23 protein-coding genes, 8 tRNA genes and 1 pseudogene are annotated in these 26,461 nt (G+C 60.8%); 24 read left to right on the plus strand and 8 right to left on the minus strand.

Going from position 1 to position 26,461, the window contains the following annotated elements:
- Positions 1-20: 20 nt before the first annotated feature.
- From OX459_RS22225 to cheY, 6 genes are all read left to right on the plus strand, one after another.
- Positions 21-527 carry a chemotaxis protein CheW gene (locus OX459_RS22225; protein ID WP_034758356.1) on the plus strand — a complete coding sequence of 169 codons (507 nt, stop codon included), beginning with the start codon at positions 21-23 and terminating at the stop codon, positions 525-527.
- 188 nt (positions 528-715) lie between these two features.
- On the plus strand, positions 716-2,437 hold the full coding sequence (locus OX459_RS22230) for a methyl-accepting chemotaxis protein (protein WP_289906584.1): 1,722 nt from the start codon (positions 716-718) through the stop codon (positions 2,435-2,437).
- Positions 2,438-2,508: 71 nt separating this feature from the next.
- Positions 2,509-3,381, plus strand: coding sequence for a CheR family methyltransferase (locus OX459_RS22235; protein WP_251351875.1), 873 nt, complete (start codon positions 2,509-2,511; stop codon positions 3,379-3,381).
- A gap of 9 nt (positions 3,382-3,390) precedes the next feature.
- Positions 3,391-3,999, plus strand: coding sequence for a chemoreceptor glutamine deamidase CheD (gene cheD / locus OX459_RS22240; RefSeq protein WP_034758343.1), 609 nt, complete (start codon positions 3,391-3,393; stop codon positions 3,997-3,999).
- 109 nt (positions 4,000-4,108) lie between these two features.
- Positions 4,109-5,179 carry a chemotaxis response regulator protein-glutamate methylesterase gene (locus OX459_RS22245; protein ID WP_034778028.1) on the plus strand — a complete coding sequence of 357 codons (1,071 nt, stop codon included), beginning with the start codon at positions 4,109-4,111 and terminating at the stop codon, positions 5,177-5,179.
- Between the two features lie 147 nt (positions 5,180-5,326).
- On the plus strand, positions 5,327-5,725 hold the full coding sequence (cheY, locus tag OX459_RS22250; protein WP_010396677.1) for a chemotaxis response regulator CheY: 399 nt from the start codon (positions 5,327-5,329) through the stop codon (positions 5,723-5,725).
- A gap of 73 nt (positions 5,726-5,798) precedes the next feature.
- Here the strand turns inward: cheY and OX459_RS22255 are convergent.
- Positions 5,799-6,517, minus strand: a pseudogene (locus OX459_RS22255) (SDR family oxidoreductase).
- Between OX459_RS22255 and OX459_RS22260 the strand changes: the two are divergent.
- Both OX459_RS22260 and OX459_RS22265 read left to right on the plus strand, forming a co-directional pair.
- A complete protein-coding gene (locus tag OX459_RS22260; protein ID WP_289906744.1) occupies positions 6,438-6,629 on the plus strand; it encodes a hypothetical protein in 192 nt (63 codons plus the stop codon). The pseudogene OX459_RS22255 and the gene OX459_RS22260 overlap by 80 nt on opposite strands.
- A 215-nt stretch (positions 6,630-6,844) precedes the next feature.
- Positions 6,845-7,297, plus strand: a complete 453-nt coding sequence (locus tag OX459_RS22265; RefSeq protein WP_289906585.1) for a hypothetical protein — start codon at positions 6,845-6,847, stop codon at positions 7,295-7,297.
- Between the two features lie 65 nt (positions 7,298-7,362).
- On the opposite strand, the gene panC is transcribed toward OX459_RS22265, so the two are convergent.
- From panC to metG, 5 genes are all read right to left on the minus strand, one after another.
- Positions 7,363-8,202: a pantoate--beta-alanine ligase gene (gene panC / locus OX459_RS22270; protein ID WP_289906586.1), complete on the minus strand. Its 840-nt coding sequence runs from the start codon at positions 8,200-8,202 to the stop codon at positions 7,363-7,365.
- A gap of 54 nt (positions 8,203-8,256) precedes the next feature.
- Complete coding sequence (locus tag OX459_RS22275; RefSeq protein WP_077402012.1) at positions 8,257-9,189, minus strand: ScpA family protein; 933 nt, start codon at positions 9,187-9,189, stop codon at positions 8,257-8,259.
- 17 nt (positions 9,190-9,206) lie between these two features.
- Positions 9,207-9,416 carry a DUF3460 family protein gene (locus tag OX459_RS22280; protein WP_034778041.1) on the minus strand — a complete coding sequence of 70 codons (210 nt, stop codon included), beginning with the start codon at positions 9,414-9,416 and terminating at the stop codon, positions 9,207-9,209.
- A 107-nt stretch (positions 9,417-9,523) separates the two neighbouring features.
- Positions 9,524-10,003 carry a GNAT family N-acetyltransferase gene (locus OX459_RS22285; RefSeq protein WP_034778216.1) on the minus strand — a complete coding sequence of 160 codons (480 nt, stop codon included), beginning with the start codon at positions 10,001-10,003 and terminating at the stop codon, positions 9,524-9,526.
- Positions 10,004-10,022: 19 nt separating this feature from the next.
- Positions 10,023-12,179 (minus strand): methionine--tRNA ligase, encoded by a 2,157-nt coding sequence (gene metG / locus OX459_RS22290; protein ID WP_289906587.1) that lies wholly within the window; start codon positions 12,177-12,179, stop codon positions 10,023-10,025.
- Between the two features lie 160 nt (positions 12,180-12,339).
- Here metG and apbC point away from each other — a divergent pair, with 160 nt between their 5' ends.
- The 4 genes from apbC (at position 12,340) to OX459_RS22310 (ending at position 16,897) form a co-directional block, all read left to right on the plus strand.
- Positions 12,340-13,428, plus strand: a complete 1,089-nt coding sequence (apbC, locus tag OX459_RS22295; RefSeq protein WP_034758315.1) for an iron-sulfur cluster carrier protein ApbC — start codon at positions 12,340-12,342, stop codon at positions 13,426-13,428.
- A gap of 87 nt (positions 13,429-13,515) precedes the next feature.
- Positions 13,516-13,923: a DUF4399 domain-containing protein gene (locus OX459_RS22300; RefSeq protein ID WP_152257152.1), complete on the plus strand. Its 408-nt coding sequence runs from the start codon at positions 13,516-13,518 to the stop codon at positions 13,921-13,923.
- A gap of 165 nt (positions 13,924-14,088) precedes the next feature.
- On the plus strand, positions 14,089-15,774 hold the full coding sequence (locus tag OX459_RS22305) for an alkaline phosphatase family protein (protein WP_289906588.1): 1,686 nt from the start codon (positions 14,089-14,091) through the stop codon (positions 15,772-15,774).
- A 160-nt stretch (positions 15,775-15,934) separates the two neighbouring features.
- A complete protein-coding gene (locus tag OX459_RS22310; RefSeq protein WP_152257151.1) occupies positions 15,935-16,897 on the plus strand; it encodes a hypothetical protein in 963 nt (320 codons plus the stop codon).
- 15 nt (positions 16,898-16,912) lie between these two features.
- Here the strand turns inward: OX459_RS22310 and OX459_RS22315 are convergent, their stop codons facing one another.
- Together OX459_RS22315 and lysA are read right to left on the minus strand one after the other, a co-directional pair.
- Positions 16,913-18,478, minus strand: a complete 1,566-nt coding sequence (locus OX459_RS22315) for a phospholipase D family protein (protein ID WP_289906589.1) — start codon at positions 18,476-18,478, stop codon at positions 16,913-16,915.
- Between the two features lie 62 nt (positions 18,479-18,540).
- Positions 18,541-19,779, minus strand: a complete 1,239-nt coding sequence (gene lysA / locus OX459_RS22320; protein ID WP_289906590.1) for a diaminopimelate decarboxylase — start codon at positions 19,777-19,779, stop codon at positions 18,541-18,543.
- 101 nt (positions 19,780-19,880) lie between these two features.
- Between lysA and OX459_RS22325 the strand changes: the two genes are divergently transcribed.
- From OX459_RS22325 to earP, 12 genes are all read left to right on the plus strand, one after another.
- Entirely contained in the window at positions 19,881-20,792 is a 912-nt protein-coding gene (locus tag OX459_RS22325; protein WP_251351870.1) for a LysR family transcriptional regulator, read from the plus strand.
- 70 nt (positions 20,793-20,862) lie between these two features.
- Positions 20,863-22,269 carry a glutamate--tRNA ligase gene (gene gltX, locus OX459_RS22330; protein WP_289906593.1) on the plus strand — a complete coding sequence of 469 codons (1,407 nt, stop codon included), beginning with the start codon at positions 20,863-20,865 and terminating at the stop codon, positions 22,267-22,269.
- Between the two features lie 124 nt (positions 22,270-22,393).
- Positions 22,394-22,469: transfer RNA gene (locus tag OX459_RS22335), tRNA-Ala, on the plus strand.
- Positions 22,470-22,536: 67 nt separating this feature from the next.
- Positions 22,537-22,612: transfer RNA gene (locus OX459_RS22340), tRNA-Glu, on the plus strand.
- A 134-nt stretch (positions 22,613-22,746) separates the two neighbouring features.
- Positions 22,747-22,822: transfer RNA gene (locus OX459_RS22345), tRNA-Ala, on the plus strand.
- Between the two features lie 38 nt (positions 22,823-22,860).
- A tRNA-Glu gene (locus OX459_RS22350) sits at positions 22,861-22,936 on the plus strand.
- Between the two features lie 50 nt (positions 22,937-22,986).
- Positions 22,987-23,062: transfer RNA gene (locus OX459_RS22355), tRNA-Ala, on the plus strand.
- 339 nt (positions 23,063-23,401) lie between these two features.
- Positions 23,402-24,478 (plus strand): DUF5694 domain-containing protein, encoded by a 1,077-nt coding sequence (locus tag OX459_RS22360; RefSeq protein ID WP_289906595.1) that lies wholly within the window; start codon positions 23,402-23,404, stop codon positions 24,476-24,478.
- A 241-nt stretch (positions 24,479-24,719) separates the two neighbouring features.
- A tRNA-Glu gene (locus OX459_RS22365) sits at positions 24,720-24,795 on the plus strand.
- A 123-nt stretch (positions 24,796-24,918) separates the two neighbouring features.
- Positions 24,919-24,994, plus strand: a tRNA-Glu gene (locus OX459_RS22370).
- Positions 24,995-25,051: 57 nt separating this feature from the next.
- Positions 25,052-25,127, plus strand: a tRNA-Glu gene (locus OX459_RS22375).
- A 95-nt stretch (positions 25,128-25,222) separates the two neighbouring features.
- A complete protein-coding gene (gene earP, locus OX459_RS22380) occupies positions 25,223-26,392 on the plus strand; it encodes an elongation factor P maturation arginine rhamnosyltransferase EarP (protein ID WP_289906596.1) in 1,170 nt (389 codons plus the stop codon).
- The last annotated feature ends 69 nt before the right edge of the window (positions 26,393-26,461 follow it).

Below are 26,461 nucleotides of genomic sequence, written 5' to 3' on the forward strand. Positions count from 1 at the left end.
TAAAGATAGGAAAACGCACCATGTCAGATACTCAACAAACATCCGGAAGCAATGCGGGCGACGGCAAGGACATCGCCGGCCGTGAATTCCTGGCCTTCACCCTGGGCTCCGAAGAGTACGGCATCGATATCCTGAAGGTTCAGGAAATCCGCGGCTACGAAGCGGTTACCCGCATCGCCAACGCGCCTGAATTCATCAAAGGCGTCATCAACCTGCGCGGCATCATCATTCCCGTGGTCGACATGCGCATCAAGTTCAACCTGGGCACGCCCGTGTACGACCAGTTCACGGTGGTGATCATCCTGAACATCGGCGGACGCATCGTCGGCATGGTGGTCGACAGCGTTTCCGACGTTACCACCTTGACGCCGGAGCAGGTGAAGCCGGCGCCGGAAATGGGCACCGCCTTCTCGACCGACTACATGATCGGCCTGGGCACCATCGACGAACGCATGCTGATCCTGGTCGACATCGACAAGCTGATGTCGAGCAGCGAGATGGGCCTGATCGACAAGCTGGCGGCGTAAGAGGTCGCATGGCAGCAAGGCGGCGCCCGGTGCGCCGCCGTTTTGGCACGCAAAGAATCACTACAGATATGCATGTACCGGTGCGACTAGAGGCGCGCCGGCAGGCTGCAAGGTCCGTCAGAGACCAGGCCACAACACGGCGCCGTCCGGTTGAACGGGCGCCGTTCACATAAATATTGGAGACTGTAATGAGTTTGCGCGATTTCAAGATAGGCACCCGGCTGGGGATAGGTTTTGGCAGCATCCTCGCCATCCTGGTGGTAGTGATCGTTTCGGCGAATGCACTGAATTACCGTAACAAGGCCCAGTTGCTCACGGGCCTGGAGCTGGCAAGCGAAAAGAATACGCAGGCGTCGCTGATGAAAAGCGCGATGCTGGAAACGGGTATCGCCATGCGCAATATCGGCCTGCAGGGCGATGTGGGGCTGATGCAGGTGGAAGAGGGCAAGGTGCGCGAGCAGCGCAAGCTATACGACGGCGCGCGCGGCAAGCTGGCCAGCCTGGGGCTGTCCGAGGGCGAGAAGGCGCTGCTGGCCAATATCGCCAAGGTTGACGGCGAAGTCGATGCCGCCTTCAAGGAAGCGATGGGGCAGGTGCTGGCGTTTAACAGCGAGGGCGCGGCGAAGGTGATTGCCACCCGCATCGATCCCTTGAACAAGACGACCCTGGCCGACATCAACAAGCTGCTCGACTTGCAGCATGTGGCGCAGCAAAGCTTCATGGACGACTCGCTGGCGGCCGATGCGCGCCTGATGACGGTGCTGTTCATCCTGGGCGGTGCGGCGGTGGCGATCGGCGCCTGGTGCGCCATCTTCATCACGCGTTCGATCACGGTGCCGTTGTCCGGCGCCCTGGCCGTGGCGCAGAAGGTGGCTGCCGGCGAGTTGACGGCGCGCGTGGTGGTCGAGGGCAAGGATGAGACGAGCGCCTTGCAGCAGGCGCTCAAGGACATGAACGCGAGCCTGGTGCAGACGGTCAGCGACGTGCGCCAGGGAACGGATACGATTACCGTGGCGTCGCGAGAGATCGCCAGCGGCAATGCGGACCTGTCGGCGCGTACGGAAACGCAGGCCAGTTCGCTCGAAGAGACGGCATCGTCGATGGAAGAACTGACGTCGACCGTGAAGCAGAACGCGGACAACGCGCGCCAGGCCAACCAGCTGGCCGTGTCGGCGTCGTCGGTGGCGGAGCAGGGCGGCAAGGTGGTGGCGCAAGTGGTCGATACCATGGGTTCCATCAAGGACAGTTCGCGCAAGATCGTCGATATCATCGGCGTCATCGACGGCATCGCGTTCCAGACGAATATCCTGGCCTTGAATGCGGCCGTCGAAGCGGCGCGCGCAGGCGAGCAGGGACGCGGCTTTGCGGTGGTGGCGTCGGAAGTGCGCAACCTGGCGCAGCGATCCGCTGGCGCAGCGAAAGAGATCAAGGGCCTGATCGGCGACTCGGTCGACAAGGTCGATGCGGGCAGCCGCCTGGTGGACGAGGCGGGGCAGACCATGGGCCTGATCGTCACGTCGATCCGGCAGGTGGCCGACATCATGGGCGAGATCACGGCGGCAACGCAGGAACAGAGCCATGGCATCGAGGAAGTGAACCAGGCCATCGCGCAGATGGACCAGATGACGCAGCAGAACGCGGCGCTGGTCGAGGAAGCGGCGGCGGCGGCCGAAAGCATGCAGGACCAGGCGCAGAAACTGGCCGACGCCGTCAGCATCTTCAAGCTCGATGGCGAGAGCGGGGCGCAGGCGGCCATGCCCGCACCCGCGCCAGTAGTCAAGATGGCTGCACGGCCGGCACCAAGTGTGGCGGCAAATACACGGCGGTTGGCAAAGACGGCGCAAGCCGGCACGCCACCGCCCGCGAAAAAGCTGGCGGCGGCCGGCGGCGACGATTGGGAAGAGTTCTGACGCCAACCCGGTCCCGCTAGTTATACTTGCAAAGGCATTGGTCAGAGTAGTCATAGAGAGGTAAAAACAAAATGCCGCAAACTAAAACGGATTCGGTCAAGGAATTTGATTTCACCGGCAAGGACTTCGAACGGGTCCGCGCCATGATTTACAAGCGGGCCGGCATCGCGCTGGCCGACAGCAAGCAGGAGATGGTCTACAGCCGCCTGGCGCGGCGCCTGCGCGCGACCGGCATCTCCTCGTTCGTCCGCTACCTGGACGACCTGGAAGCGGGCCGCATGGGCGACGAATGGGAAGCGTTCACGAATGCGCTGACGACCAACCTGACGTCGTTCTTCCGCGAGGCGCATCACTTCCCGCTGCTGGCCGAGCATGTGAAAAAACTGAGCGGGCCGATCACCATCTGGTGTTCGGCCAGTTCCACCGGCGAGGAGCCGTATTCGATCGCCATGACGGTGTGCGAGGCATTCAATACGCTCACGCCGCCCGTCACCATCATCGCCACGGACATCGACACGAACGTGCTGGCCACGGCCGCCAATGGCGTCTACAACCTGGACCGGCTCGACAAGATGCCGGCCGACCGTGCGCGGCGCTTTTTCTTGCGCGGCAAGGGCGATCGCGAGGGGCAGGTGCGGGTGCGCCCGGAACTGCGCCAGATGATCACCTTCAAGCCGCTCAACCTGCTGGCCGACAGCTGGCCGGTGACGGGCCAGTTCGACGTCATCTTTTGCCGTAACGTGATGATTTATTTTGACAAGGCGACGCAGCGCAAGATCCTGTCGCGCTTTGTGCCGTTGATGAAGCCGGATGCCCTGCTGTTTGCGGGCCATTCGGAGAATTTTCTGTACGTGTCGGATTCATTGAAGCTGCGCGGTAAAACAGTCTATGAGCTCGATCAGCCTCGGGGCACCGCGCCCAAGGCATCGTCGCATCGTACATGAGAGTGAAATATGAGCCTGGAATCCAAAGAGCAATTCGCCACTAACGTCTATTACGACAGGACGTTCAATTGTGACGCCGCCAAGATCTTGCCTGGTGAGTATTACTTTACCAACAAGGACATGCTGATCGTCACCGTGCTCGGCTCCTGCGTCTCGGCCTGCATCCGCGACCGCGTCACGGGCCTGGGCGGCATGAATCACTTCATGCTGCCCGACGGCGGCAGCGATCCGAATAGCCCGATTTCCGCGTCGATGCGCTATGGTACCTACGCCATGGAGATCCTGATCAACGATTTGCTGAAGGCGGGCGCGCGGCGCGAGAACATGGAAGCGAAAGTGTTCGGCGGCGGCGCCGTGCTGCGCGGCTTCACGGCGATCAACGTGGGTGAGCGCAATGCGGCCTTCGTCATCAATTATCTGAAGGCGGAAAAGATGCGCGTGGTGGCGGAAGACCTCAACGACATCCACCCGCGCAAGGTGTATTTTTTCCCCCGCAGCGGCAAGGTGCTGGTGAAAAAGCTGATGCAGACGCATAACGATACGCTGGTGCGCCGCGAACTCGATTACGCAAGCCGTCTCAAGGTCGCGCCAGTCGGCGGCGAAGTCGAGCTGTTCTGACAAACACCAGACCAAACCTGCTGCGCGTCGCGCCGTACGGCTTGCGGCGATTTTGTCCGGTGTACTAATTTAATAAAGAATAAGGGCCGCAAGGCCTGGAAGGATAACTATGAAGATCAAAGTATTGATCGTGGATGATTCGGCCTTGATCCGCAGCGTGATGACGGAAATCGTGAACAGCCAGCCCGACATGGAGGTGGTGGGCGCTGCGCCCGATCCGCTGGTGGCGCGCGAGATGATCAAGCAGACCAACCCCGACGTGCTGACCCTCGACGTCGAGATGCCGAAGATGGATGGCCTCGACTTCCTGGAAAAACTGATGCGCTTGCGCCCGATGCCGGTATTGATGGTGTCGTCGCTGACCGAGCGCGGTTCGGAAATCACCATGCGCGCGCTGGAGCTGGGCGCCGTCGATTTCGTCACCAAGCCGAAGATTTCCATCCAGAGCGGCATGCGCGAGTACACGGACATGATCGCAGACAAGATTCGCGCCGCCTCGAAGGCGCGCATCCGTGCGCGCACCCTGCCGTCGGCCAGCGACAAGGTCGCCGCGCCGCTGCCTGCGCTGCGCAGCCCGTTGACGTCGAGCGAAAAGCTGATCATCGTCGGCGCCTCCACGGGCGGCACGGAAGCGATCCGCGAATTCCTCATGCAGATGCCATCCGATTGTCCCGGCATCCTGATAACGCAGCACATGCCGGAAGGCTTTACGCGCTCGTTTGCGCGCCGTCTCGATTCGCTGTGCAAGATATCGGTGCAGGAAGCGGCAGGCGGCGAACGGGTACTGCCCGGCCACGCCTACATCGCGCCCGGCCATTCGCACCTGACCCTGACGCGCAGCGGCGCCAACTACATGACCAAGATCGACCAGGGTGAGCCGGTAAACCGCCACCGCCCGTCCGTCGACGTGCTGTTCCGTTCGGCCGCGCAATCGGCCGGTAAAAATGCCGTCGGCGTGATCCTTACCGGCATGGGCAAGGATGGCGCACAAGGCATGTTGGAGATGAAGGCTGCAGGAGCGTATAATTTTGCGCAGGATGAAGCCAGTTGCGTGGTGTTCGGCATGCCGCGCGAGGCGATCGCCGTCGGTGCTACGCATGAGGTCGGCGCTCTGACGGCGCTGCCTGGCATGGTGCTGGGACACCTGGCTGCGCATGGCATGCGTGCTTTGCGCGTGTAAGCCACGTTTTATATGATCTGAGGCAAGTTTGTTCGCCTAAAAGCAACGAAAATGCTATCCTACAACTTGCTGCCGTAGTGTCGACCATAATGTCGGCATTCATGTCGATATTATTAACAAACCGCTACAGAAACAACGGAGTTATTCATGGCTGATCCAAAGATGAAATTTTTAGTCGTTGACGATTTTTCGACGATGCGCCGCATTGTCCGGAATCTGTTGAAGGAACTGGGTTATGCCAACGTCGATGAGGCGGAAGACGGCGTGATGGGCCTGGCCAAGCTGCGCGCGGAATCCTACGATTTCGTCGTGTCGGACTGGAACATGCCAAACATGGATGGCCTGACGATGCTGCAGCATATCCGCGCCGATCCCGCACTGGCCAAGCTGCCCGTGCTGATGGTCACCGCCGAAGCGAAAAAAGAAAACATCATCGCCGCCGCCCAGGCTGGCGCCAGCGGTTATGTCGTCAAGCCGTTCACGGCCGCGACCCTCGATGAAAAGCTGAACAAGATTTTCGAGAAGCTGGAAAAAGCCGGCGCCTGATCACGGCTTGATACCGATCAAGAAAAACGCTGCCAATGCGAATTGGCAGCGTTTTTTTTCGTCCGCAAAAAACTCAGACCAGCCCGCCATTCGCGCGCAGGGTCTGGCCATTCACCCAGCGGCCATCCGGCCCTGCCAGAAAAGCCACGGCGGCGGCGATGTCGTCCGGCGTGCCCAGGCGCTCCAATGGCGCCATCTTGCCCATGCGCTGTATCGTTTCTTCCGTCTTGCCGTTCAAGAACAACGCCGTGGCCGTGGGGCCGGGGGCGACGGCGTTGACGGTGATGTTCTTGCCGCGTAACTCTTTTGCAAAGATATTCGTCATCGTCTCGATGGCCGCCTTGGTGGCGCCGTAGACGGCATAGCCGGGCAGGGCCAGGCCGATTACGCTGGTGGAAAAGTTGACGACGCTACCGCCGTGGCGCAAGCGCGTCGCCGCCTGGCGCATGGTGTTGAAGCTGCCCTTGACGTTGATGGCGAACAGGCTGTCGAAGGTGGCGTCGTCCGTGTCGGCCAGGGCCGGCAGCGCGGGCGGCATGATGCCGGCATTGTTGACCAGCACGTCGACGCCGCCATAGGCCGCCTCGGCCGCATCGAACAGGGCTTGCACCTGGCCGCGTCGGCGACGTTGGCCTTGACGGCGATGGCGGCGCCACCGTCGGCCACGATGGCCGCCACCAGCTGCTCCGCTGCCACGTTGCCGCTGGCGTAATTGACGACGATCCGCATGCCGTCGCGCGCCAGGCGGCGGGCGATGGCCGCGCCGATGCCGCGCGATGCACCAGTGACGATGGCGACCTTGGCCGGTATAGCTGCTGTGTTCATGGGTGTTCTCCTGTCGTGGTGGGAGGCCCGCATGCTGTCGCTGCGAACCAGTACAGCCATTGTCATCTTTATTGATTGATGGATAAAGGTGGGTTTGATGATTTCAGTATGCAAATTACATTAACAATTTCCCCAGGCATGCGGGGTACGGACAGAGATGATCGCGCGGCCTGCAGATAATTGCGCAAAGGAATGAAATATTTCCCAAAGTTAACTTTACACGTCAAATAATTTGGCCCATGATCGCTGCAGTATTTCCCCTTTGTCCCCGACCCCGACAAGAAGGAGCGCACGATGCGCCGAGCACCCGTATTATTTTTCGCCCTGGGCACGGCCCTGTTAACGGCCTGCGGCGTGAGCCTGGAGCAAACCGCCGTTGCGCCCGTCGCGTCGGTCGAGATGCAGGAGCCTGCCGCGCAGCCGGTAATCGAAGCCGATGGCCGGCATGCCTATTTGCATCGCGTGGGCGGCCATGACTATGTCAGCCTGAGCCAGCATGGCCCGCAGGGCGGCTTGCCGATACTCACGGGTACGCAGCGCCATGCGCATGCCATCCGCCTGTTGGCGGCCGATCCGGCCCAGGCACGGGCCATCTTGCGCAGCCTGAGGCTGCCTGCGAACCAGCGCAAGCTGTGGGCGGGAGAAGAAATCGTGCTCGATGCGGCCAGCTATGACATGTTGCAAGCGGCACGCGGCAGCAACAGGCCGCTGTTTGCCGAACTCAAGCTGGTGGGGATGGAGAAGTAAGGAAAAGAAACAGAAACAGAAACGGGACCGAATGGCCCCGTCGAGGTGACGCTTGGAGATGGCGCTTAAATTTCCAGGTTGTCGATGAGGCGAGTCTGTCCCAGCTTGGCGGCGGCCAGCACCACCAGCGGTTCGCCGGCGGCCAGTTCGGCGGCGTTCGGCGCCTGCAGGTTGGCGCGCTTGCGCACGGCGATGTAGTCCGATTTCCAGCCGCGGCCGTCCAGCAGCTGCATGGCCGCCTGTTCCAGTTCGCCGACGGCCAGGTTACCCTTGCGCACTTCCTCGGCGACGAAATTGAGGCCCTTGTACAGTTCAGGCGCTTCCGCGCGTTCGCTTTCCGACAGGTACATATTGCGCGAGGACAAGGCCAAGCCATCGTCTGCGCGGTAGGTCTCGGCGGCGATGATTTCCGTCGGCAGCGCGAACTGGCGCGCCATGTTGCGGATGATCATCAGTTGCTGGTAATCCTTCTTGCCGAACACGGCCACTCTCGGACCCACGCAGGAAAACAGTTTGGTGACGACCGTGCACACGCCTTCGAAGAAGCCGGGACGGAATTCGCCTTCCAGGGTATTGCCCAGGTCATCGGGCGGGCGCACGCGGTATTCCTGCGGCTCCGGGTACAGTTCCTTTTCCGTCGGCGCGAACAGCACGTACACGCCTTCCTTTTCCAGCTTGGCGATGTCGGCCGCCATGGTGCGCGGATATTTCTCGAAGTCTTCGTTCGGGCCGAATTGCAGGCGGTTCACGAAGATCGAGGCGACGACGGGGTCGCCATGCTTGCGCGCCAGGCGCATCAGCGACAGATGGCCTTCGTGCAGGTTGCCCATGGTGGGGACGAACGCCGTGCGCAGCTGTCCGCTGAGCTGGTCGCGCAATTCTTCGATGTCGGAAATAATTTTCATGGATTGCTTTCGCTAAAACCCCGTTGTACGGTGGTCAGTGACAAAGGGAAGGAGTCAGGCGGGCGAATAGGCCAGCCGGACGTAGATGGGGGCAAACGGTTCTGCCTGTGTGATTTCGATCAGGGTTTCCTTGGCCAGTTCCAGCAGGGCCACGAAGTTGACCACCACCACGGGCACGCCGCCGGCAATGTCGAACAACTCGCTGAATTCGACGAAGCGCGACGATTGCAAGTGGCGCAGGATGCTCGACATGTGCTCGCGCACGGACAGTTCCTGGCGGCTGATGCGGTGATGCTGGGTCAGTTTGGCGCGTTTCAGCACGTCGAGCCACGCCTGCTGCAAGTCCACCGGTTCCACGTCGGGCCAGGTGGGCGTCAGGCTTTGCTCGATGAAAATCTGCGTGCGCACGAAATCGCGCTCGAACTGCGGGATGGCGTTCAGGTCGTAGGCGGCCAGCTTGATCTGCTCGTATTCGAGCAGGCGGCGCACCAGTTCGGCACGGGGATCGCCGCCATCTTCCTCGACGTCGCTCTTGCGCGAAGGCAAGAGCATGCGCGACTTGATCTCGATCAACATGGCCGCCATCAACAAATACTCGGCGGCCAGTTCCAGGTTGCGCACGCGGATCTGGTCGACATATTTCAGATATTGCAGGGTCACCTGCGCCATCGGGATATCGAGAATGTTGAAATTTTGCTTGCGTATCAGGTAGAGCAGCAAGTCGAGCGGGCCTTCGAAGGCTTCGAGGAAGATTTCCAGCGCGTCCGGCGGAATGTACAAATCCGTCGGCATGCGCATCATCGGCTCGCCATACAGGCGGGCGATGCCGAGCGGGTCGGCGGCGGGCGCCGCGTCCGTTACTGCCGTGGCGGATGCTGCAGGGTCGCCGCTGCCGTCGCCGCCAGCGGCGGGTTCGGGCGACTCGATGACTGCGCCGGCACCGGAAGCGTCGGCTTCCGGCGTGACTGCAGACTCTTCAGGCAACATCGTGCCGGTTCCAGATCTTAGTTCTTGTTCTGGTAAACGTAAGCCTGTTGCTTGACGGCCGACGCCAGCTGGCGCTCTTGCTCATCGATGCTGACGGCCGGCTTGTCCCACAGCAGGGCGCGGCCCGCTTGCTGGCCCGCTTCCATGCCAGGATTCTTGGCCTTCAGTTCAGCGATGAACAAGGTGTGGTCGGATACGTAGTTGTTGTGTTTTGCAGGCAGTTTCATATTCTCTTCTGAGTGTCTTATAGGTAAGGTCAGCCGGCCGTATTTTACCGCGCCGTGCCGCCTGGCGGGTTGTTGTATCGGCAAGTCCGGGGCGAAATTGCTAAAAATCAATAACGCAACAAACGCCGCATCACCATCGGCGCCGGTTCGGCGGGGTTGGCGTGCGAATATTCCAGTTCTTCGGCCAGGTCGAATTCGAAGGCCGCATAAAAATCGATCAGCTTACGCTGGTCGCGCCGCACGGCCAGGCGCAATTCCTCCGCCTGGCACGACAGGCCATGATGAATGATGGCTTCCAGCAAATGTTGCGAAACGTGGCTGCCCCGGTAGGCGGGCAGCACGCCCATGCGTGAAATCTTCCAGATGGCGGGATCGCTGTCGAGCGGCATCCAGCGCAGCGAACCGGCTGGAATGTCGTCGATCAGCAACAGAAAACCGCCGCCGTGGCGCAATTGCTCTTCCACCTGCTGCGCCGTCTCGTGGTGTCCACTGGACGAGGCCGCCACCTTGCCGGCCCACGCAGCGCGGGTCAGCTCGGCCATCAGTTGTGCATCGGCATTCGTTGCTTCGCGCACCACGATATTCATCATCGGTCCTTGTGCGGGCTTAGCGGATGCGCATGCCAGGTTCGGCGCCTGGCCAAGGGTTCAGGATGTAGATGCCTGGATTGGCCTTCTCGTCGGCGCTTGATGCGGCCATGACCATGCCTTCGGAAATTCCGAACTTCATCTTGCGCGGCGCCAGGTTGGCCACCAGTACCGTCAGCTTGCCGACCAGCTCTTCCGGCTGGTAGGCCGAACGGATGCCGGAGAAGACATTGCGCAAGCGGCCTTCGCCCGCGTCCAGGGTCAGGCGCAGCAGCTTGTCGGAGCCGTCGACCAGTTCGCAGTTGACGATTTTCGCGATGCGCAGGTCGACCTTGAGGAAGTCGTCGATCTTGATCTCAGGCGCCAGTTCCTCGATGGCGGAGGCCGGTGTTTCAGCGACCGGTGCGGCGTCGTTCGCGGCATCGCCAGCCGGCGCCGCGATGGCGGCAGCTTGCGGTGCGTCAAACAGCGCTTCGATCATCTTTGCATCCATGCGCGTCATCAAGTGGCTGTAGGCGCCGATGGTACGGCCCAGCATGCTGTTCGAGACGGCGTCGCCGAACACTTGCGTATCGGCCCAGGTGAATTGCTCGTCGTTGAGGAACGAGGCCACGTTCTTTGCCACGCCCGGCAAGACCGGCGACAGCAGGATCGTCAACTGGCGGAACAGGATCAGGGCCGTCGTGCACACGTCGTGCAGTTCGGCTGTCTTGTCCGCATCCTTGGCGAGGATCCACGGCTTGTTTTCATCGACGTACTGGTTGGTGATGTCGGCGATTTCCATGATCTCGCGCAAGGCCTTGCCGAATTCGCGGTTCTCGAAGTGCGCGGCGATGCTGGCCTGGCGCTCGACGATGACGCCGTTGGCGTCCACCGTCAGCGCGCGGTTGATCCAGCTTTGCGCGCCTTCCGACAGCGTCGATGCCAGCTTGCCGTCGAAACGCTTGGCGATGAAGCCGGCGCAGCGGCTGGCGATGTTCACGTATTTGCCGATCAGGTCGCTGTTCACGCGGGCCACGAAGTCGTCGCCGTTGAAGTCCAGGTCTTCCACTTTCGAGTTCAGCTTGAAGGCGATGTAGTAGCGCAGCCATTCCGGGTTCATGCCCAGGTCCAGGTAGCGCAGCGGCGAGATGCCCGTGCCGCGCGACTTCGACATCTTTTCGTTGTTGACCGTCAGGAAGCCGTGCACATTGACTTTCAGTTTGTCGATCACCGGGTGGCCGGCAAATTTCAGCATGGCGGGCCAGAACAGCAAATGGAAGGAAACGATGTCCTTGCCGATGAAGTGGATTTGTTCCGTGGCAGGATCGTTCAGCAGGGCGTCGAAATCGAGGCCTTTCTTGTCGCAATAGTTTTTCAGGCTGGCCAGGTAGCCGACCGGCGCGTCCATCCACACATAGAAGAACTTGCCCGGCGCATCGGGAATCGGGATGCCGAAATAGGGCGCATCGCGCGAGATATCCCAGTCGGCCAGCTTTTCGCCCGCTTCACCCAGCCATTCGCTGACCTTGTTGACCATTTCAGGCTGCAGGCGGCCTGGCGTGTTGAGCCAATCCTTGAGGAATTCGAAGCAGCGCGGGTCGGACAGCTTGAAGAAATACTGTTCCGACGGCTTCATCACGGGCGTCGCGTTGGTGAACACGGAGAACGGGTTGACCAGGTCGGTCGGCTGGTAAGCCGCGCCGCACACTTCGCAATTGTCGCCGTACTGGTTCTTGGCGCCGCATTTCGGGCATTCGCCCTTGATGTTGCGGTCGGCCAGGAACATGCCCTTGACCGGATCGAAGAAGCGGTCGACGGTTTTCGTGACGATCAGGCCCGTATCGCGCAGCTTGCGGTAGATCGATTGCGACAGATCGACGTTTTCCGGCGAATCGGTCGAATACCAGTTGTCGAAGGCGATATGGAAGCCATCGAGGTACTGGGCGCGGCCGGCCGCGATGTTGGCGACGAATTGCTGTGGGGTAATGCCTTCCTTTTCGGCGGCGATCATGATGGGCGTGCCATGCGTATCGTCGGCGCCCACAAAGTGCACTTCACGGCCGGCTGCGCCATCGCGTTGCATTCGCTGGAACCGGACCCAGATATCGGCCTGGATGTATTCCATGATATGGCCAATGTGAAAAGCGGCGTTTGCGTAAGGCAGGGCAGTGGTGACGAACAGCTTGCGAGTCATGATTGATGCACTTTTGGGATGGATAATAGGTCATTTTAACAGCGGAAAGGCAATATGAGCAGATGCAGCGCTGGCAAGTGATGCTTTTGCCGCCATCGCGCCATGCAAATTTGCGCTAGACTGCGCGTATTGCACATATGTAGTACACACGGAGATTTACATGAGCATCACAGTAGAAGACGTCAAGGCCGCGCTGGCCCAGGTTATTGATCCAAATACACATAAAGATTTCGTTTCCAGCAAAACCGTCAAGAATCTGAAGGTTGATGGCGATGATATTTCGCTCGACATCGAACTGGGCTATCCCGCCAAAAGCCAGATCGACCTGATCCGCAAATCCGTGCTGGCCGCGCTGCGCGTGCTGCCGGGCGTGGGCAACGTCAGCGTGGGCGTGTCGTCGAAAATCATTTCGCACACGGTGCAGCGCGGCTTGAAGCCGATGAGCAACGTGAAAAACATCATCGCCGTCGCTTCCGGCAAGGGCGGCGTTGGCAAATCGACCACGGCGGTCAACCTGGCCCTGGCCCTGGCGGCCGAAGGCGCCACCGTCGGCATGCTGGACGCCGATATCTATGGCCCGTCGCAGCCGATGATGCTGGGCATCAGCGGCCAGCCGAAGACCCTCGACGGCAAGAGCATGGAACCGATGGAAAATCACGGCCTGCAAGTGTCGTCGATCGGCTTCATGATCGATCCGGACGAGCCGATGGTGTGGCGCGGCCCGATGGTCACGCAAGCCTTGCAGCAATTGCTGGACCAGACCAACTGGCGCGACCTCGATTACCTGATCGTCGACATGCCGCCGGGCACGGGCGACATTCAATTGACCCTGTCGCAAAAAGTGCCCGTCACGGGCGCCGTGATCGTCACGACGCCGCAGGACATCGCGCTGCTGGACGCGCGCAAGGGCTTGAAAATGTTCGAGAAAGTCGGCATTCCTATCCTCGGCGTGGTGGAAAACATGAGCACGCACATCTGCTCGAACTGCGGCCATGCGGAAGAAATCTTCGGCGCCGGCGGCGGCGCGAAGATGTGCGCGGACTTCGGAGTGGAATTCCTCGGCGCCTTGCCGCTGACCATGGCGATCCGCCAGCAGACGGATTCCGGCACGCCGACCGTCGTGGCCGAGCCGGAAGGCCCCGTCGCCGTCATCTACAAGCAGATCGCCCGCACCATCGCGATCAAGGTGGCGGAAAAGGCAAAGGATATGACCAGCAAGTTCCCGTCGATCGTCATCAAGAACGATTAAACGTTGGGCTTGGCGCTGCCACGCGCCATTGTCAGCAGGAATATGGTTTCATGCAGTCCGTGTTGTTATTAAACAAGAGGAGACATCATGCAATTGACCACCGTATTCCTGCGCCAAGCCGCAGCCGTGATCGCGGGCAGCCTGCTGGCCGCCAGCGCGTTTGCGCAATCCGTTTCGTTCGTCGAGCCCGTCGATGGCGCGACAGTGAGCAGCCCGTTCAAAGTGAAATTTGCCGTCAGCGGCATGGACGTCAAGCCGGCCGGCGACATGACGGCCAAGACGGGCCACCATCATTTGCTCATCAATATGGGGCCGATGAAGGCGGGCGAAATGATACCCATGGACGATAAACATTTGCACTTCGGCAAAGGACAGACGGAAACGGACGTCACCTTGCCGCCGGGCCAGTACACCCTGACGATGCAGTTCGCCAACGGCGCGCACCAGTCGTATGGGCCGGAGTTGAGCAAAAGCATCAAGGTGACGGTCAAGTAAGCCAGGCAAGTAAGCCAGGTAAATAAGTCAGGCAAATTCATCTGTTTCAGTAAAGGCCGGGTTCCAGCGATGGAGCCTGGCCTTTTTCATATTGTTGCCTCTTGTCATTATTGTGTCATATAGTCGGCGTATGCTGGCCGGTGGCCTAACTTTTGATGAGCGGATATGACGAAACATTTCTCCCTTTCCCGGCAACTGGCGCAGGCGCTGCTGTTGGCGGCTGGCGTGGCGGCGAGCCAGGCGCATGCGGCCAAGGCCGTTCCTGCTGTTGCTGCCGGTGCGGCGCAGCCGAAGCTGGTGGTGGTGCTGGTAGTGGACGGCTTGCCGCAAGAGCAGGTGACGCGCTACCGCGACCAGTTCGGCCAAGGCGGCTTCCGCCGCCTGCTGGAGCAGGGCGCGTGGTTCAGCGACGCGCACCAGGCGCATGGCATCACGGTCACGGCCATCGGCCACTCGGCCGTGCTGTCGGGCGCTTACCCTTATCAGCATGGTGTGATCGGGAATAACTGGATCGATCCCGTCACGAAAAAATCCGTGTACTGCACCGAAGATGGCAATTTCCATTACATCGGCGAAGACACGCAGCCCGACGACGGCACGGCGCCGACCAAGCTTCGCGTGAGCACTCTGGGCGACGAGTTGCGCTATTCCACGGGCGACAAGGCCAAGGTCGTCACCGTGTCGGGCAAGGATCGGGGCGCCATCCTGCTGGCCGGGAAAACGGGCACGGCGTATATGTACATGGAAAAGACGGGCAATTTTGCCAGCAGCACCTATTATATGCAGCAGCATCCGCAATGGGTGCAGCGCTACCAGGCCGCCAAGCCGCAAGACCGTTATTATGGCAAGAGCTGGACGCCGCTGCTGGCCGATTCCGCCTATGCGCGCGATGCCCGCGATGATCTGGTGCCGGCCAAGCCGGGCACGCGCAACACCTTCCCGTTTGCCTATTACAGCGACAGCGGCAAGCTCGATGGCGAGTACTACAGCCGCCTGAAGGCCGGTCCCTTCCTCGATGAACTGACCTTGGAATTCGCCCGCGCCGCCATCGATGGCGAAAACCTGGGCCACAACCCGGCCGGCGTGCCCGATATCCTGGGCGTGAGCCTGTCCGCGCACGATTACGTGAATCACGCCTACGGCCCGGAAAGCAAGATGTCGCACGACCACCTGCAGCGCCTGGACCGCATGCTGGCCGGCTTCTTTGCCGACCTCGATAAAAAAGTCGGCATGGACAACGTGCTGGTGGTGCTGACGGCTGACCATGGTTTTGCCAACGTGCCGGAATTTGCCGAAACGCGGGGTTTCTCGGCCAAACGCATCGACGGCGCCAAACTGGTCGATGCCTTGAACCAGCACCTGGCGACTAACCTGGGTATCGATAAACTGGTGACGACGTCGTCGCTGCCGAATATCTACCTCGATTACGCGCTGGCGGAGAAGGGCGGCGTCAATCGCGCCGCCCTGGAAGACGCGGCGGCCCGCTTCCTGCTGCAGCAGGACGGTCTGGCGCAAGTCTATACGCGCACGCAGATGGAAGCGGGTGCCGTTTCCACGCGCATGGACACCCTGATGCGCCGCGCCTGGAATCGCCAGCTGTCGGGCGACCTGATGGTCGTGACAAAGCCGGCCTGGTACTTCGGCAAGGGCGCGGGCGGCACTTCGCACGGCACGCCTTATACCTATGACACCAATGTGCCGCTGATGGTCTTCGGCCCCCGCTGGATCAAGCCGGGCGCCTATGGCCAGTATGCGGAAGTGGTCGATATCGCCCCGACCCTGGCGCACCTGCTGCGCATACGCCAGCCGTCGGCGTCGGAAGGGCGGGTGTTGATGGAGGTGGTGCGGTAGTTCAGGCATAGAGGTGTATCGTTGATGTAAAGGCCAGGCTTGCGTTTTCACGGAAGCCTGTTTTTTTATTGATTTAAGAGTTGTAAGTCGATAAATATCAATAGGCACGCAAAGTTCTTGACGGATAGTGAAATTTCTTTATTTCACGATGAGGACGTCAATGAACAGTTCACTATTCAAATGTTGTTGTATGGCATTGATGTGGATTTTGCTGCCGGGGTGCGTCGTGCCACACTTCGATCATGCCTCATATGACTATTATTATGCCGTTCCCTTGAAGGCCGACAAGCCGTGGCTAAGTCTGAGCAACGGGCTTGATCTGCATGCCTATAACAAATGTGAGCATAGTGAAGTGCCGCCAAAATGTGACCCGCCGGGTTTTTGGGTGATGGAGCGACCGCAGAAGCCGGATTGGCATGAGATAGGTCGCTACAGAGTGAGCGTGTGGCATCCCGGCAAGTTGCAGTTTCAACCAATGCTTTCGGCCTATGCCAACACGACGTATCGTGCAGTTAGTCTTGTTAAAGAAGAATCACGCAAAATATATTTGCTTCGGCCTGGGTTTGGCGGTGACGAGCGCCGATCACTGGAAGGAAACGACGCTGGTGTTGTTGCAATCGATTTGCGGCCAAACGCATTATGTAGCACGGATGAGCCTGTACCACGCCTTATTGTCTTTGATGCCGATAATATATGGGTATTTGCGGAGTATGAATCAGACTGCCGAAAGGATCTGCAGGCCGATTTCGCCCCGCTTGATATATTGAACTTTGAGGACAGCGATCAGTTTAATGCTATTTTGCGTAAACCGATGAAACTGTTTTACCTCAGCTCCAGCGTGGTAGGTCAGTCAGATTTTGGTCAACCGCGCACGGTTTTACGGGATGCTGATCTCCCGAATGAAAGTACGCGCAAGACCGTGCGCTTGTCCGAGGTTGTCCGATTACAGAGCACGATGTTCCGGCTTGAGACCACACCGGCGCCACCTCTGTTGCCAGTACCGGATTATCCCAATTTTTATTGTCACTACTCAGATACGGTTATTGGTTTGAGAATGATATTTTTTGATGGTGAGAAACCATACCCCGACCTTAAATATTGTCGGCCATTTCGCGGGAAATGACATAGGCTGCGTGCTTTACAGTAGCCAATCAATCGGCAGCACCGACAGTATCGCCACCCCGATGCGCTTCCACACGCTGGTGCCCGGCTCCGTGTCGTAGCGCGTGGTGGCGCCGCTGGCGTCGCGGGCGATCCAGTACAGCGCGCCGTCGTCGCCCAGCAGTACCTGGTAGGCGCGCTGCGGGATGGTGGTGCGCATGGCTTGCCCCAGCTGGCTGGCCAGCGCGGGGCTGTCGATGACGAGGCCCATTTCCGTGTTCAATTCGATCGAGCGCGGGTCGAAGTTGAACGAGCCGACAAAGATGCGCCGGTCGTCGACGGCAAAGGTCTTCGCATGCAGGCTCGATGCGGAGCTGCCGAAGCGGCCCGGCTGTGCGCGCGCATCGCCGGCTTCCCACGAGCGGCGCGACTCGTACAGCAGCACACCCGCTTCCAGCAGCGGTTTTCTCCACTTCGCATAGCCGGCATGCACGGCCGCCACGTCGGTCGCTTCCAGCGCATTCGTCAGGATGCGCACGCCCACGCCTTTTCTTGTCAGGTCGGCGAAGGCCTGGGTGCCGGCTTTGCCGGGCACGAAATATGGCGACACCAGGTCCACTTCCTTTTCCGGCACGCCCAGCAGGTTTTTCAGGTTGTCCGCCACGCCCGTGCCTGGCCTGGCCTTGTCCAGCACTTTGGCCGGGTCGTCGCTGACCATGCGCGTCCTGGCCCATTCGAAGGGCAGGGTGCGCTCCATCATTTGTCTGACGAAGGGCGAGGTGCGCAGCGCCTGCACGTATTCCTCGGCCGCCTTGGTGTCGTCGATGCGGTCCGCTTCGGCGGCGATGGTGGCCGCGTCGCCGTTGACAGGGCTGGTCAGCAGCAGGCTGGCCGGGTAGGCCGAGGCGCTGTTCCAGTAGCGGTCGAAATCGCGCGAAACGTCGTCGACGACGGGGCCGACGGCCAACACGTCCAGGTCGGCAAACAGCACGTCGCCGGCCGCGCCAAAATATTCGTCGCCCACATTGCGCCCGCCGACGATGGTGGCCTGGTTATCGGCCGTAAACGATTTGTTGTGCATGCGCCGGTTGAGGCGGGAAAAATCGGTGGCAAAGGCCAGCGCGCGCGGCGCGCGGGGCACGAAGGGATTGAACAGGCGGATTTCCAGGTTGTGCTGTTTGCCCAGCATCGCCAGGGTCTGGTCCAGGCCCGCTGTGTTGTTATCGTCGAGCAGCAGGCGCACGCGCACGCCCCGCTCGGCCGCTTGGCGCAGGGCGTCGAACAGCAGGGTGCCCGTGATGTCCTTGTGCCAGATGTAGTACTGCACGTCCAGGCTGCGCTGGGCGGCGGCGGCCAGCAGGGCGCGCGCGGCAAAAGCGTCGCGCCCATCGGCGAGCGGGTAAATGCCGGACACGCCGGGATGCTGCGCCACCATGGGCGCAATGGCCGTGGCCAGTTGGGTGTGCTTTGTGTCGGCGATGACGCTGGATGCCACGCGGCCTTCCAGCGAAGGCAGCGAGACGCAGCCGGCGAGGACGGCGGACAGCAGCAGTGGCAGCAGCAGCCGGGTGGCGCTGCGGAAGGGAAGTGCTTGGGCGGGCATGGCGGGCTTTCATCGAGTTGCCCCGATGTTAGCAGATGCGCATGCCCGCACGCGGCGCGGTTTTAGAGTTGTTCCAGCGCGATCAGCTCGGCCACCGTCTGGCGGCGGCGGATCAGGCGGGATTGCGCGCCATCGACCAGGTATTCCGCCGCATGGGGGCGGCTGTTGTAGTTCGACGACATCGACGCGCCATACGCGCCCGCGCCTTCGAAGACGACATAGTCGCCCACCTGCGCTGCCGGCAACAAACGGGTTTCCACCACGCCGCCATCGCGCTGGGTAAACACGTCGCCCGATTCGCACAGGGGGCCGCCGACCACGGTGGCACGCTGCGCGTCCAGCGCGCGGCCGTCATGCGCAATGACCGACATTTCATGGTAGCTGCCGTACATGGCAGGGCGCATCAGTTCATTGAAACCCGTATCGAGCAAGGTGAAGTGGTTGCCGCCCATTTGCTTGGTGGCGCGCACTTCGGCCACCAGCAAGCCCGCGTCGGCCACGAGGAAGCGGCCCGGTTCGATTTCCAGGTGCACGCGATGGCCCAGGTGCGCCTCGATCTGCTTGCGCGCCGCATCCCACAGCTGGAAGTAGTGGTCCGTGTCGACGGGCTGCTCGCCTTCGCGGTAGGGCACGGACAGGCCGCCGCCCGTGGAAATGGCTTCGATGTCGTGGCCCATGTTTTTCACCAGGTCGACCATGGTGCCGCAGACGGTTTCCAGGTGGCTGTAGTCGACGCCCGAGCCGATGTGCATGTGCAGGCCCACCAGGTGCAAGCCATGTGCGCGGATGACGGCCAGCGCCTCCGGCAGCTCTTCGTGCCAGATGCCATGCTTGCTGTTTTCGCCGCCCGTATTGGTCTTGTTGCTGTGGCCATGGCCATAGCCGGGATTGATGCGCAGCCAGACGCGGTGGCCGGGCGACAGGGGGCCCAGCTGGCGCAGCATGTCGACGGAGCCGCAATTGACTTCGATCTTTGCCGCCGCCACGCGCGCCAGGGTGGCGCGGTCGAACAGGTCGCAGGTGAAGACCACGCCGGCGGCGCCATTCGTTTGCGCCGGCGCAAAGCCTGCTTGCAGCGCGCGCTCGATCTCGCCCAGCGAGACGGCGTCCACGTGCACGCCCGCTTCGCGCATCAGGGTGAGCAGGTGGATGTTCGAATTGGCCTTTTGCGCGAAGCGCACCGTGTCGAACTGCGCCAGCTGCGCGATGCGCGCGCGGATGGTGGCCGCGTCATACACCCACAGGGGCGTGCCGTGTTCCTGGGCGAGTTGGGCGAGGGTCTGGTCGGTGACGGGCTTCATCGTGTGCTTTCGGTGGAATGAGGAGATAGCGCATGATGGCCGATTGTGCTTCGACTATAAAATATCTATTTGAGGCTACCTTATTCATTTATGATATGGGTATGACTATCTCCCTGCGCCATATCGAGGTCTTCCGCGCCATCATGACGACGGGCAGCGTGACGGCCGCCGCCGCCATGCTGCATACGTCGCAGCCCACCGTCAGCCGCGAGCTGGCGCGCCTCGAGCATTTGACGGGCCTGACCCTGTTCGAGCGCGAGCGGGGGAGGTTGCGCCCCACGGCCCAGGCGCTGCAGCTGTTCGAGGAAGTGCAGCGCGCGTATTTCGGCCTGGAGCGCATCATCAGCACGGCGGCGGCCTTGCGCCAGTTCGACCAGGGGCAGCTGTCGATCGCCTGCCTGCCCGTGTTTTCCCAGTCGCTGCTGCCGCAGGCGTGCAAGCGTTTCGTCGCCGATTTTCCCAAGGTGAGCATCAGCATCACGCCGCAGGAGTCGCCGCTGCTGGAAGAGTGGCTGTCGGCGCAGCGCCACGATATCGGCCTGACGGAAGTGGGCAATGCGCCGCCGGGCACCGCGCTTGACACATTGATGTCCGTCGATGAAGTGTGCGTGCTGCCCGACGGCCATGCGCTCGCCGGCAAGGCCGTGCTGCAGCCGGCGGACTTCGCGGGCCAGCCTTTCATCAGCCTGGCCGCCGTCGACCCCTACCGCCAGCAGATCGACGCCATCTTTGCGCAGGCGGGCGTGGAGCGGCGCATGGCGCTCGACACGCACAGCGCCGCCTCCGTGTGCGCGATGGTGCGCGAAGGCGTGGGGCTGGCCATCGTCAATCCGCTCACGGCCCTCGACTATGCGGGGCAGGGCTTGCAGATCCGCCGCTTCGGCGTTTCCTTGCCGTTCACGGTGAATCTCGTGAAACCTTTGCACCGGCCCCTGTCGCAACTCGTCGCCCTGTTCGAGCAGGCGCTGCATGCGCAGGCGGCGGAGGTGAAAAGGCGCTTGCTGCAGCTGTGACGGTGCTTGTGGAGCAGCGGCGGTCAACAGAGTAAAATGGCGTTTTACTTATTCAAGCCTGACTACTTCGATGACCACAACCGCTACTCCTGTCCGTACCCGTTTCGCTCCCAGCCCGACCGGCTATCTGCACCTGGGCGGCGCCCGCACCGCTTTGTACAGCTGGGCGTATGCCCGCCACTTCGGCGGCACCTTCGTGCTGCGCATCGAAGACACGGACGTGGAGCGCTCCACGCCGGAAGCCGTGCAAGCCATCATCGAAGGCATGAAGTGGCTGGGCCTGGACCACGACGAAGGCCCGTTCTACCAGATGCAGCGCATGGATCGCTACCGCGAAGTGGTGGCGCAGATGCTGCTTGAGGGCACGGCATATCACTGCTACTCGTCGCCGGAAGAAGTCGAAGCGATGCGCGAGCGCATGCGCGCCGCCGGTGAAAAGCCGCGCTACGACGGCACCTGGCGTCCGGAGCCGGGCAAGACCCTGCCGGCCGTACCGGCCGACCGCAAGCCCGTCGTGCGTTTCAAGAACCCGCTCGACGGCGACGTGACATGGGACGACGTGGTCAAGGGCACGATCACGATTTCCAACCGCGAGCTGGACGACCTGGTGATCGCCCGCCCGGACGGCACGCCGACATACAACTTCTGCGTGGCCGTCGATGACTGGGACATGCAGATCACGCACGTGATCCGCGGCGACGACCATGTCAACAACACCCCGCGCCAGATCAACATCCTGCGCGCCATCGGCGCACCGCTGCCGCTGTATGGCCACCTGCCGATGATCCTGGGCGCGGACGGTGAAAAGCTGTCGAAGCGCCATGGCGCCGTCAGCGTGATGGATTACCCGGCGCAGGGCTTCCTGCCGGAAGCGATGCTGAACTACCTGGCGCGCCTGGGCTGGAGCCATGGCGACGATGAAGTGTTCTCGACCGAGCAGTTCTGCGAGTGGTTCAACCTGAACCACCTGTCGAAATCGGCGGCCCAGTTCAATAATGAAAAACTGGCCTGGCTGAACAACCACTATATCAAGCAGGCCGACAATACCCGCCTGGCCGACCTGGCGCGTCCGCAAATGGTCGCCGCCGGCGCCGTCTTCGAAGGCGCGCCGGACCTGGCGCAAGTGCTGGGCATGATGAAAGAGCGCGCCAACACCGTCAATGAGCTGGCTGCCGCCTCGATGCTGTTCTTCCGCGAACCGCAGCCCGATGCCGCGCTGGTCACGCAGCACATCACGGATGCCATCAAGCCCGTGCTGGCGCAGTTTGCCGAGCGTATCGCCACGGTGGAGTGGAGCAAGGAAGCCGTCGCCGCCATGATCAAGGAAGTGCTGGCCGCGAACACCATCAAGATGCCGCTGCTGGCCATGCCTTTGCGTTTGATCTTGACGGGCCAGCTGCAGACGCCTGCCATCGACCAGGTGGTGGTGATGTTCGGCCGCGAGACCGTGCTGGCGCGCCTGGCAAAGTGGCTGTAATCGTCGCGCCGAATTGAGCGTGTAAATGCGGCGCAGAAACCGCCCCTATGAAAAGTTGCTCATAGACGAAAAAGGGTATTTGCAGAGTGAAACTTCTTTGCTATACTCTTGTTTCTGCACCAACGGGGGTATAGCTCAGCTGGGAGAGCGCTTGCATGGCATGCAAGAGGTCAGCGGTTCGATCCCGCTTACCTCCACCAGCAGCAAAATCGCAGTCGGGTTTTGTTAGTCGTTGAAGTGGTGCAGATGTTGTTTGGAAGTTCCGCGGTCCCCATCGTCTAGAGGCCTAGGACATCACCCTTTCACGGTGAGTGCAGGGGTTCGAATCCCCTTGGGGACGCCAGGTAGTTGTGGTATAGTAGTGGCAGTTGTTTGTACTGATTGTTGTAAGTTCAGGCCCGTAAAAAGCGGAATCTGGATGGAAAGCAAGTAGTGGAACAAAGTCGCCAAGTGCGGCTTTTATTATTTCTGCGCCCGGGGGGTATAGCTCAGCTGGGAGAGCGCTTGCATGGCATGCAAGAGGTCAGCGGTTCGATCCCGCTTACCTCCACCAACAGCGCAGAAGTAAGGTGGTAAAACTGTAGTGCCGAGGTCCCCATCGTCTAGAGGCCTAGGACATCACCCTTTCACGGTGAGTACAGGGGTTCGAATCCCCTTGGGGACGCCAGTTCAGTCTGGTGTTGTAGTTGTAAAGAAGTAGCAGTGTTTCTGCGCCCGGGGGGTATAGCTCAGCTGGGAGAGCGCTTGCATGGCATGCAAGAGGTCAGCGGTTCGATCCCGCTTACCTCCACCAACAGCGCAGAAACAAGTGGTAAATGGAAGTGAATAAATCAAAGTCGCCTTGGGCGGCTTTTTTTATTTCCGAAGCATTTGTTGTTATGCCTTTCAGGGAAGTATGGTTTAACTGTTGGGGTGTTTATATGGCAGGCAAGAGGCGAGTGTTTGATCCCGCTTGCGTTTGCCAATGGGGTGGAAATTGAAATACATCAAAGTCGCCTTGAGCGGCTTTTTTTGTGCCTATTGGTTGCATGGATATAACTGACAGTGATTTGCGGAGTGGTTACATTTGGCAGGCGGCTTGATTTCATCATGCCCGCGGATAAAAAATGGACCATTACACTGAGGAGACAGGATGCACCGCGTATTTGCCAGTTTTTTTCTTGCTGCCGTTATGCACGTTCCCGCGCACGCGGAGGCGCCGCCTGCGGCGAAATTCGATCCTAGTGCGCTGAAGTTGCAAAAGGGGCCGTTCAATGACGTGCTGGTGCTCGGTTCGCCCCATTTGGCGCAATTGCCAACATCGTTTGATCCGTCTCAATTGAGCTTGCTCAACGAGCGCCTGGCGGGCTGGCGGCCGGATGCGATCGCGATCGAGGCGCTTTCCGGCTTGCAATGTGCTTACTTGCGCGCCTATCCGCAGCGCTATGACGATACGGTGAAAGCGTATTGCTATGACACTTCCGCCGCGCGGGCCGCCACGGGGCTCGATGTGGTGGCGGCCACGGCGCAGGCCGAGCGTTTGCTGGCCGCCTGGCCGGCGGCGCCGTCCCCCGCCCAGCGGCGTACATTGGCTTCCCTGTTCCTGGCCGGTGGCGAGCGTGCATCGGCGCTGGTGCAATGGCTGCGCCTGCCCGCGGATGAGCGGCGCGCCGGTGATGGCGTGAGCGAGCCCTTGGCCGCGAACCTCAATTCCCTGCTGGGGCAGCGCAACGAGAGCTATCAGATTGCTGCCGTGCTGGCGGCGAAGGGCGGGCACGAGCGGGTGCATGGCATGGATGACCATACGTCCGATATGCCTGTCGACGATGAGAAGGCGTATGCCAAGGCGATCAGGGCGGCCTGGAATAATTCCTTTTCGGCCGAGCGCAAGCGCATCCATGCCGGGTTTGAGGAGCAATGGAATACGCCCGCCGGTGTGCTGGCGATCTACCGCGCGTATAACGGACGCGTAGAAGCGGACCTGGCCTTCCACGGCGATTTTGGCGCGGCGCTGGAAGAGCCGTCGCCGCCGCGTTATGGCCGCAACTACGTGGCATCCTGGGAGGTGCGCAACTTGCGCATGGCGTCGAATATCCGCGAAATCATGGCGGCGCGCCCGGGCATGCGCGTGCTGGTCATCGTCGGCGCATCCCACAAGGGCTACCTGGAGGCGTATCTGAACCAGATGCATGACGTGCGCATCGCCAATGCGGACGATATCTTGCGCTAAGGAATACTTTTGCCGCGCCAGATGGTTAGCGCGGTTTTCCCTGCGTGCCTGGCGTGCTGCCGCTTCCATATCTTCCTGTCATCATCCTGTCTCCATAGGGAGCGATGATACAAATAAGGTGGAAAAAAGAAGGCCAGCAGTTGATTTCGTGAATCGCTTCGTGTTAAACTTCGCGCACGCTTTTTTGAGGGGCTAAGCAAAGCCTTCAACGAAGAGTCCGCTGAGAGTAAAGCCAGCACAGGTCCCCATCGTCTAGAGGCCTAGGACATCACCCTTTCACGGTGAGTACAGGGGTTCGAATCCCCTTGGGGACGCCAGGATTTAGTTGTAAAGTAAGAGTGCAGTGCTGAATGGGCCTGACAAGTCAGGCTTTTTTTGTTTCTGTAATATTGCTGCAGTACCGGGTCAGGATGCAAATAGTGCATTCAGGACAGATTTCTGTCCCCATCGTCTAGAGGCCTAGGACATCACCCTTTCACGGTGAGTACAGGGGTTCGAATCCCCTTGGGGACGCCAGATTCGCAAGCAGTAACAGGTCGGGATGCGGAATAGTGCATTCAGGACAGATTTTCTGTCCCCATCGTCTAGAGGCCTAGGACATCACCCTTTCACGGTGAGTACAGGGGTTCGAATCCCCTTGGGGACGCCAGACCGGCTGAATCAGCCAACAAAAAAGCCGCCTGGTAACAGTGCGGCTTTTTTGTTATGGGCTGCCATGCCACATTTTTCTCTTCCCCTTTGAATATGCCATTAGCTACCGATCGCGCGCCAACCTTGGCCATCTTCTGCAAAGTCGTCGACAACTACGGCGATATCGGCATTTGCTGGCGCCTGGCGCGGCAGTTGAGTGGCGAGCATGGCGTGGCCGTCACCCTGTGGGTCGATGACTTGCCGAGTTTCCGGCGTATCTGCCCGAAAATCGACGTGACGGCGCCAGTGCAGCAGGCCGGCGGCGTCACGGTGCGCCACTGGCGCGACCAGGAGGGAGAGTTCGCCCCCGCCGACATCGCCGACATCGTCATCGAATTCTTTGCCTGCGACATTCCACCCGGCTATATCGCCGCCATGGCGCAGTGCGCGCCGCATCCCGTGTGGCTGAACCTGGAAGGCTTGACGGCGGAAGAGTGGGTCGAGGGCTGCCACGCGCTGACGTCGCCGCGCCACGGCATGATCAAGCACTTCTTCTTTCCCGGTTTTACGAACAAGACGGGCGGCTTGCTGCGTGAAGCGGCGCTGGACGAGAAAAGACTGGCGTTCCAGGCCGATGCGGGCGCCATGGCGGCATTCCTGGGGCAATTCGGCGTGACGGCGGCGGAAATGTCCGCCTTGAAAATATCGCTGTTCTGTTACCCGTCCGCGCCGGTCGCCGAGCTGTTTGCGGCCTGGCAGGCGGGCAGCGAGCCCGTGACGTGCCTGGTGCCGGAAGGCGTCGCGTTCGATGCCGTTCAGGCGTTTATCGGCGACGATGCGGCGCTGGCCGGTGCGGCGCGCACGCGCGGCGCGCTCACTGTGCGCGTGCTGCCGTTCGTGCCGCAAGACGATTACGACCGCCTGCTGTGGGCGTGCGACGTCAATCTCGTGCGCGGCGAGGATTCCTTCGTGCGCGCCCAATGGGCTGGCCAGCCGTTTCTTTGGCATATCTATCTGCAGGATGAAAACTTGCATCACGTGAAATTGCGCGCCTTCCTGCAGCGCTATGCGGTGGATGCGGACGGCGCCATCGACAGCCTGGTGCAGGCGGCGTTGGCCTGGAATGGCGCCAGCGCGGATGCCTTGCCATGGGCGCAGCTGTGGCCCGCTCTGCAAGCCGACCTGCCGCGCATCCGGGCGCGCGCGCAGGCCTGGCAGCGGCAGATGCAGGCCAATGGCGATCTGGCAAGTAACCTGCTGGCGTTCGCTGGCGCGACGAGATAGGCGCTTGCCAAAAATTAAGGTAAAATGCCCGGTTATTTCTAACGTATTTTTAACCGATCAAACGCAAGC

Origin of the sequence: Janthinobacterium sp. SUN026 (assembly GCF_030397625.1) — a bacterium.
GTDB classification, from domain to species: Bacteria; Pseudomonadota; Gammaproteobacteria; order Burkholderiales; family Burkholderiaceae_D; genus Janthinobacterium; species Janthinobacterium kumbetense.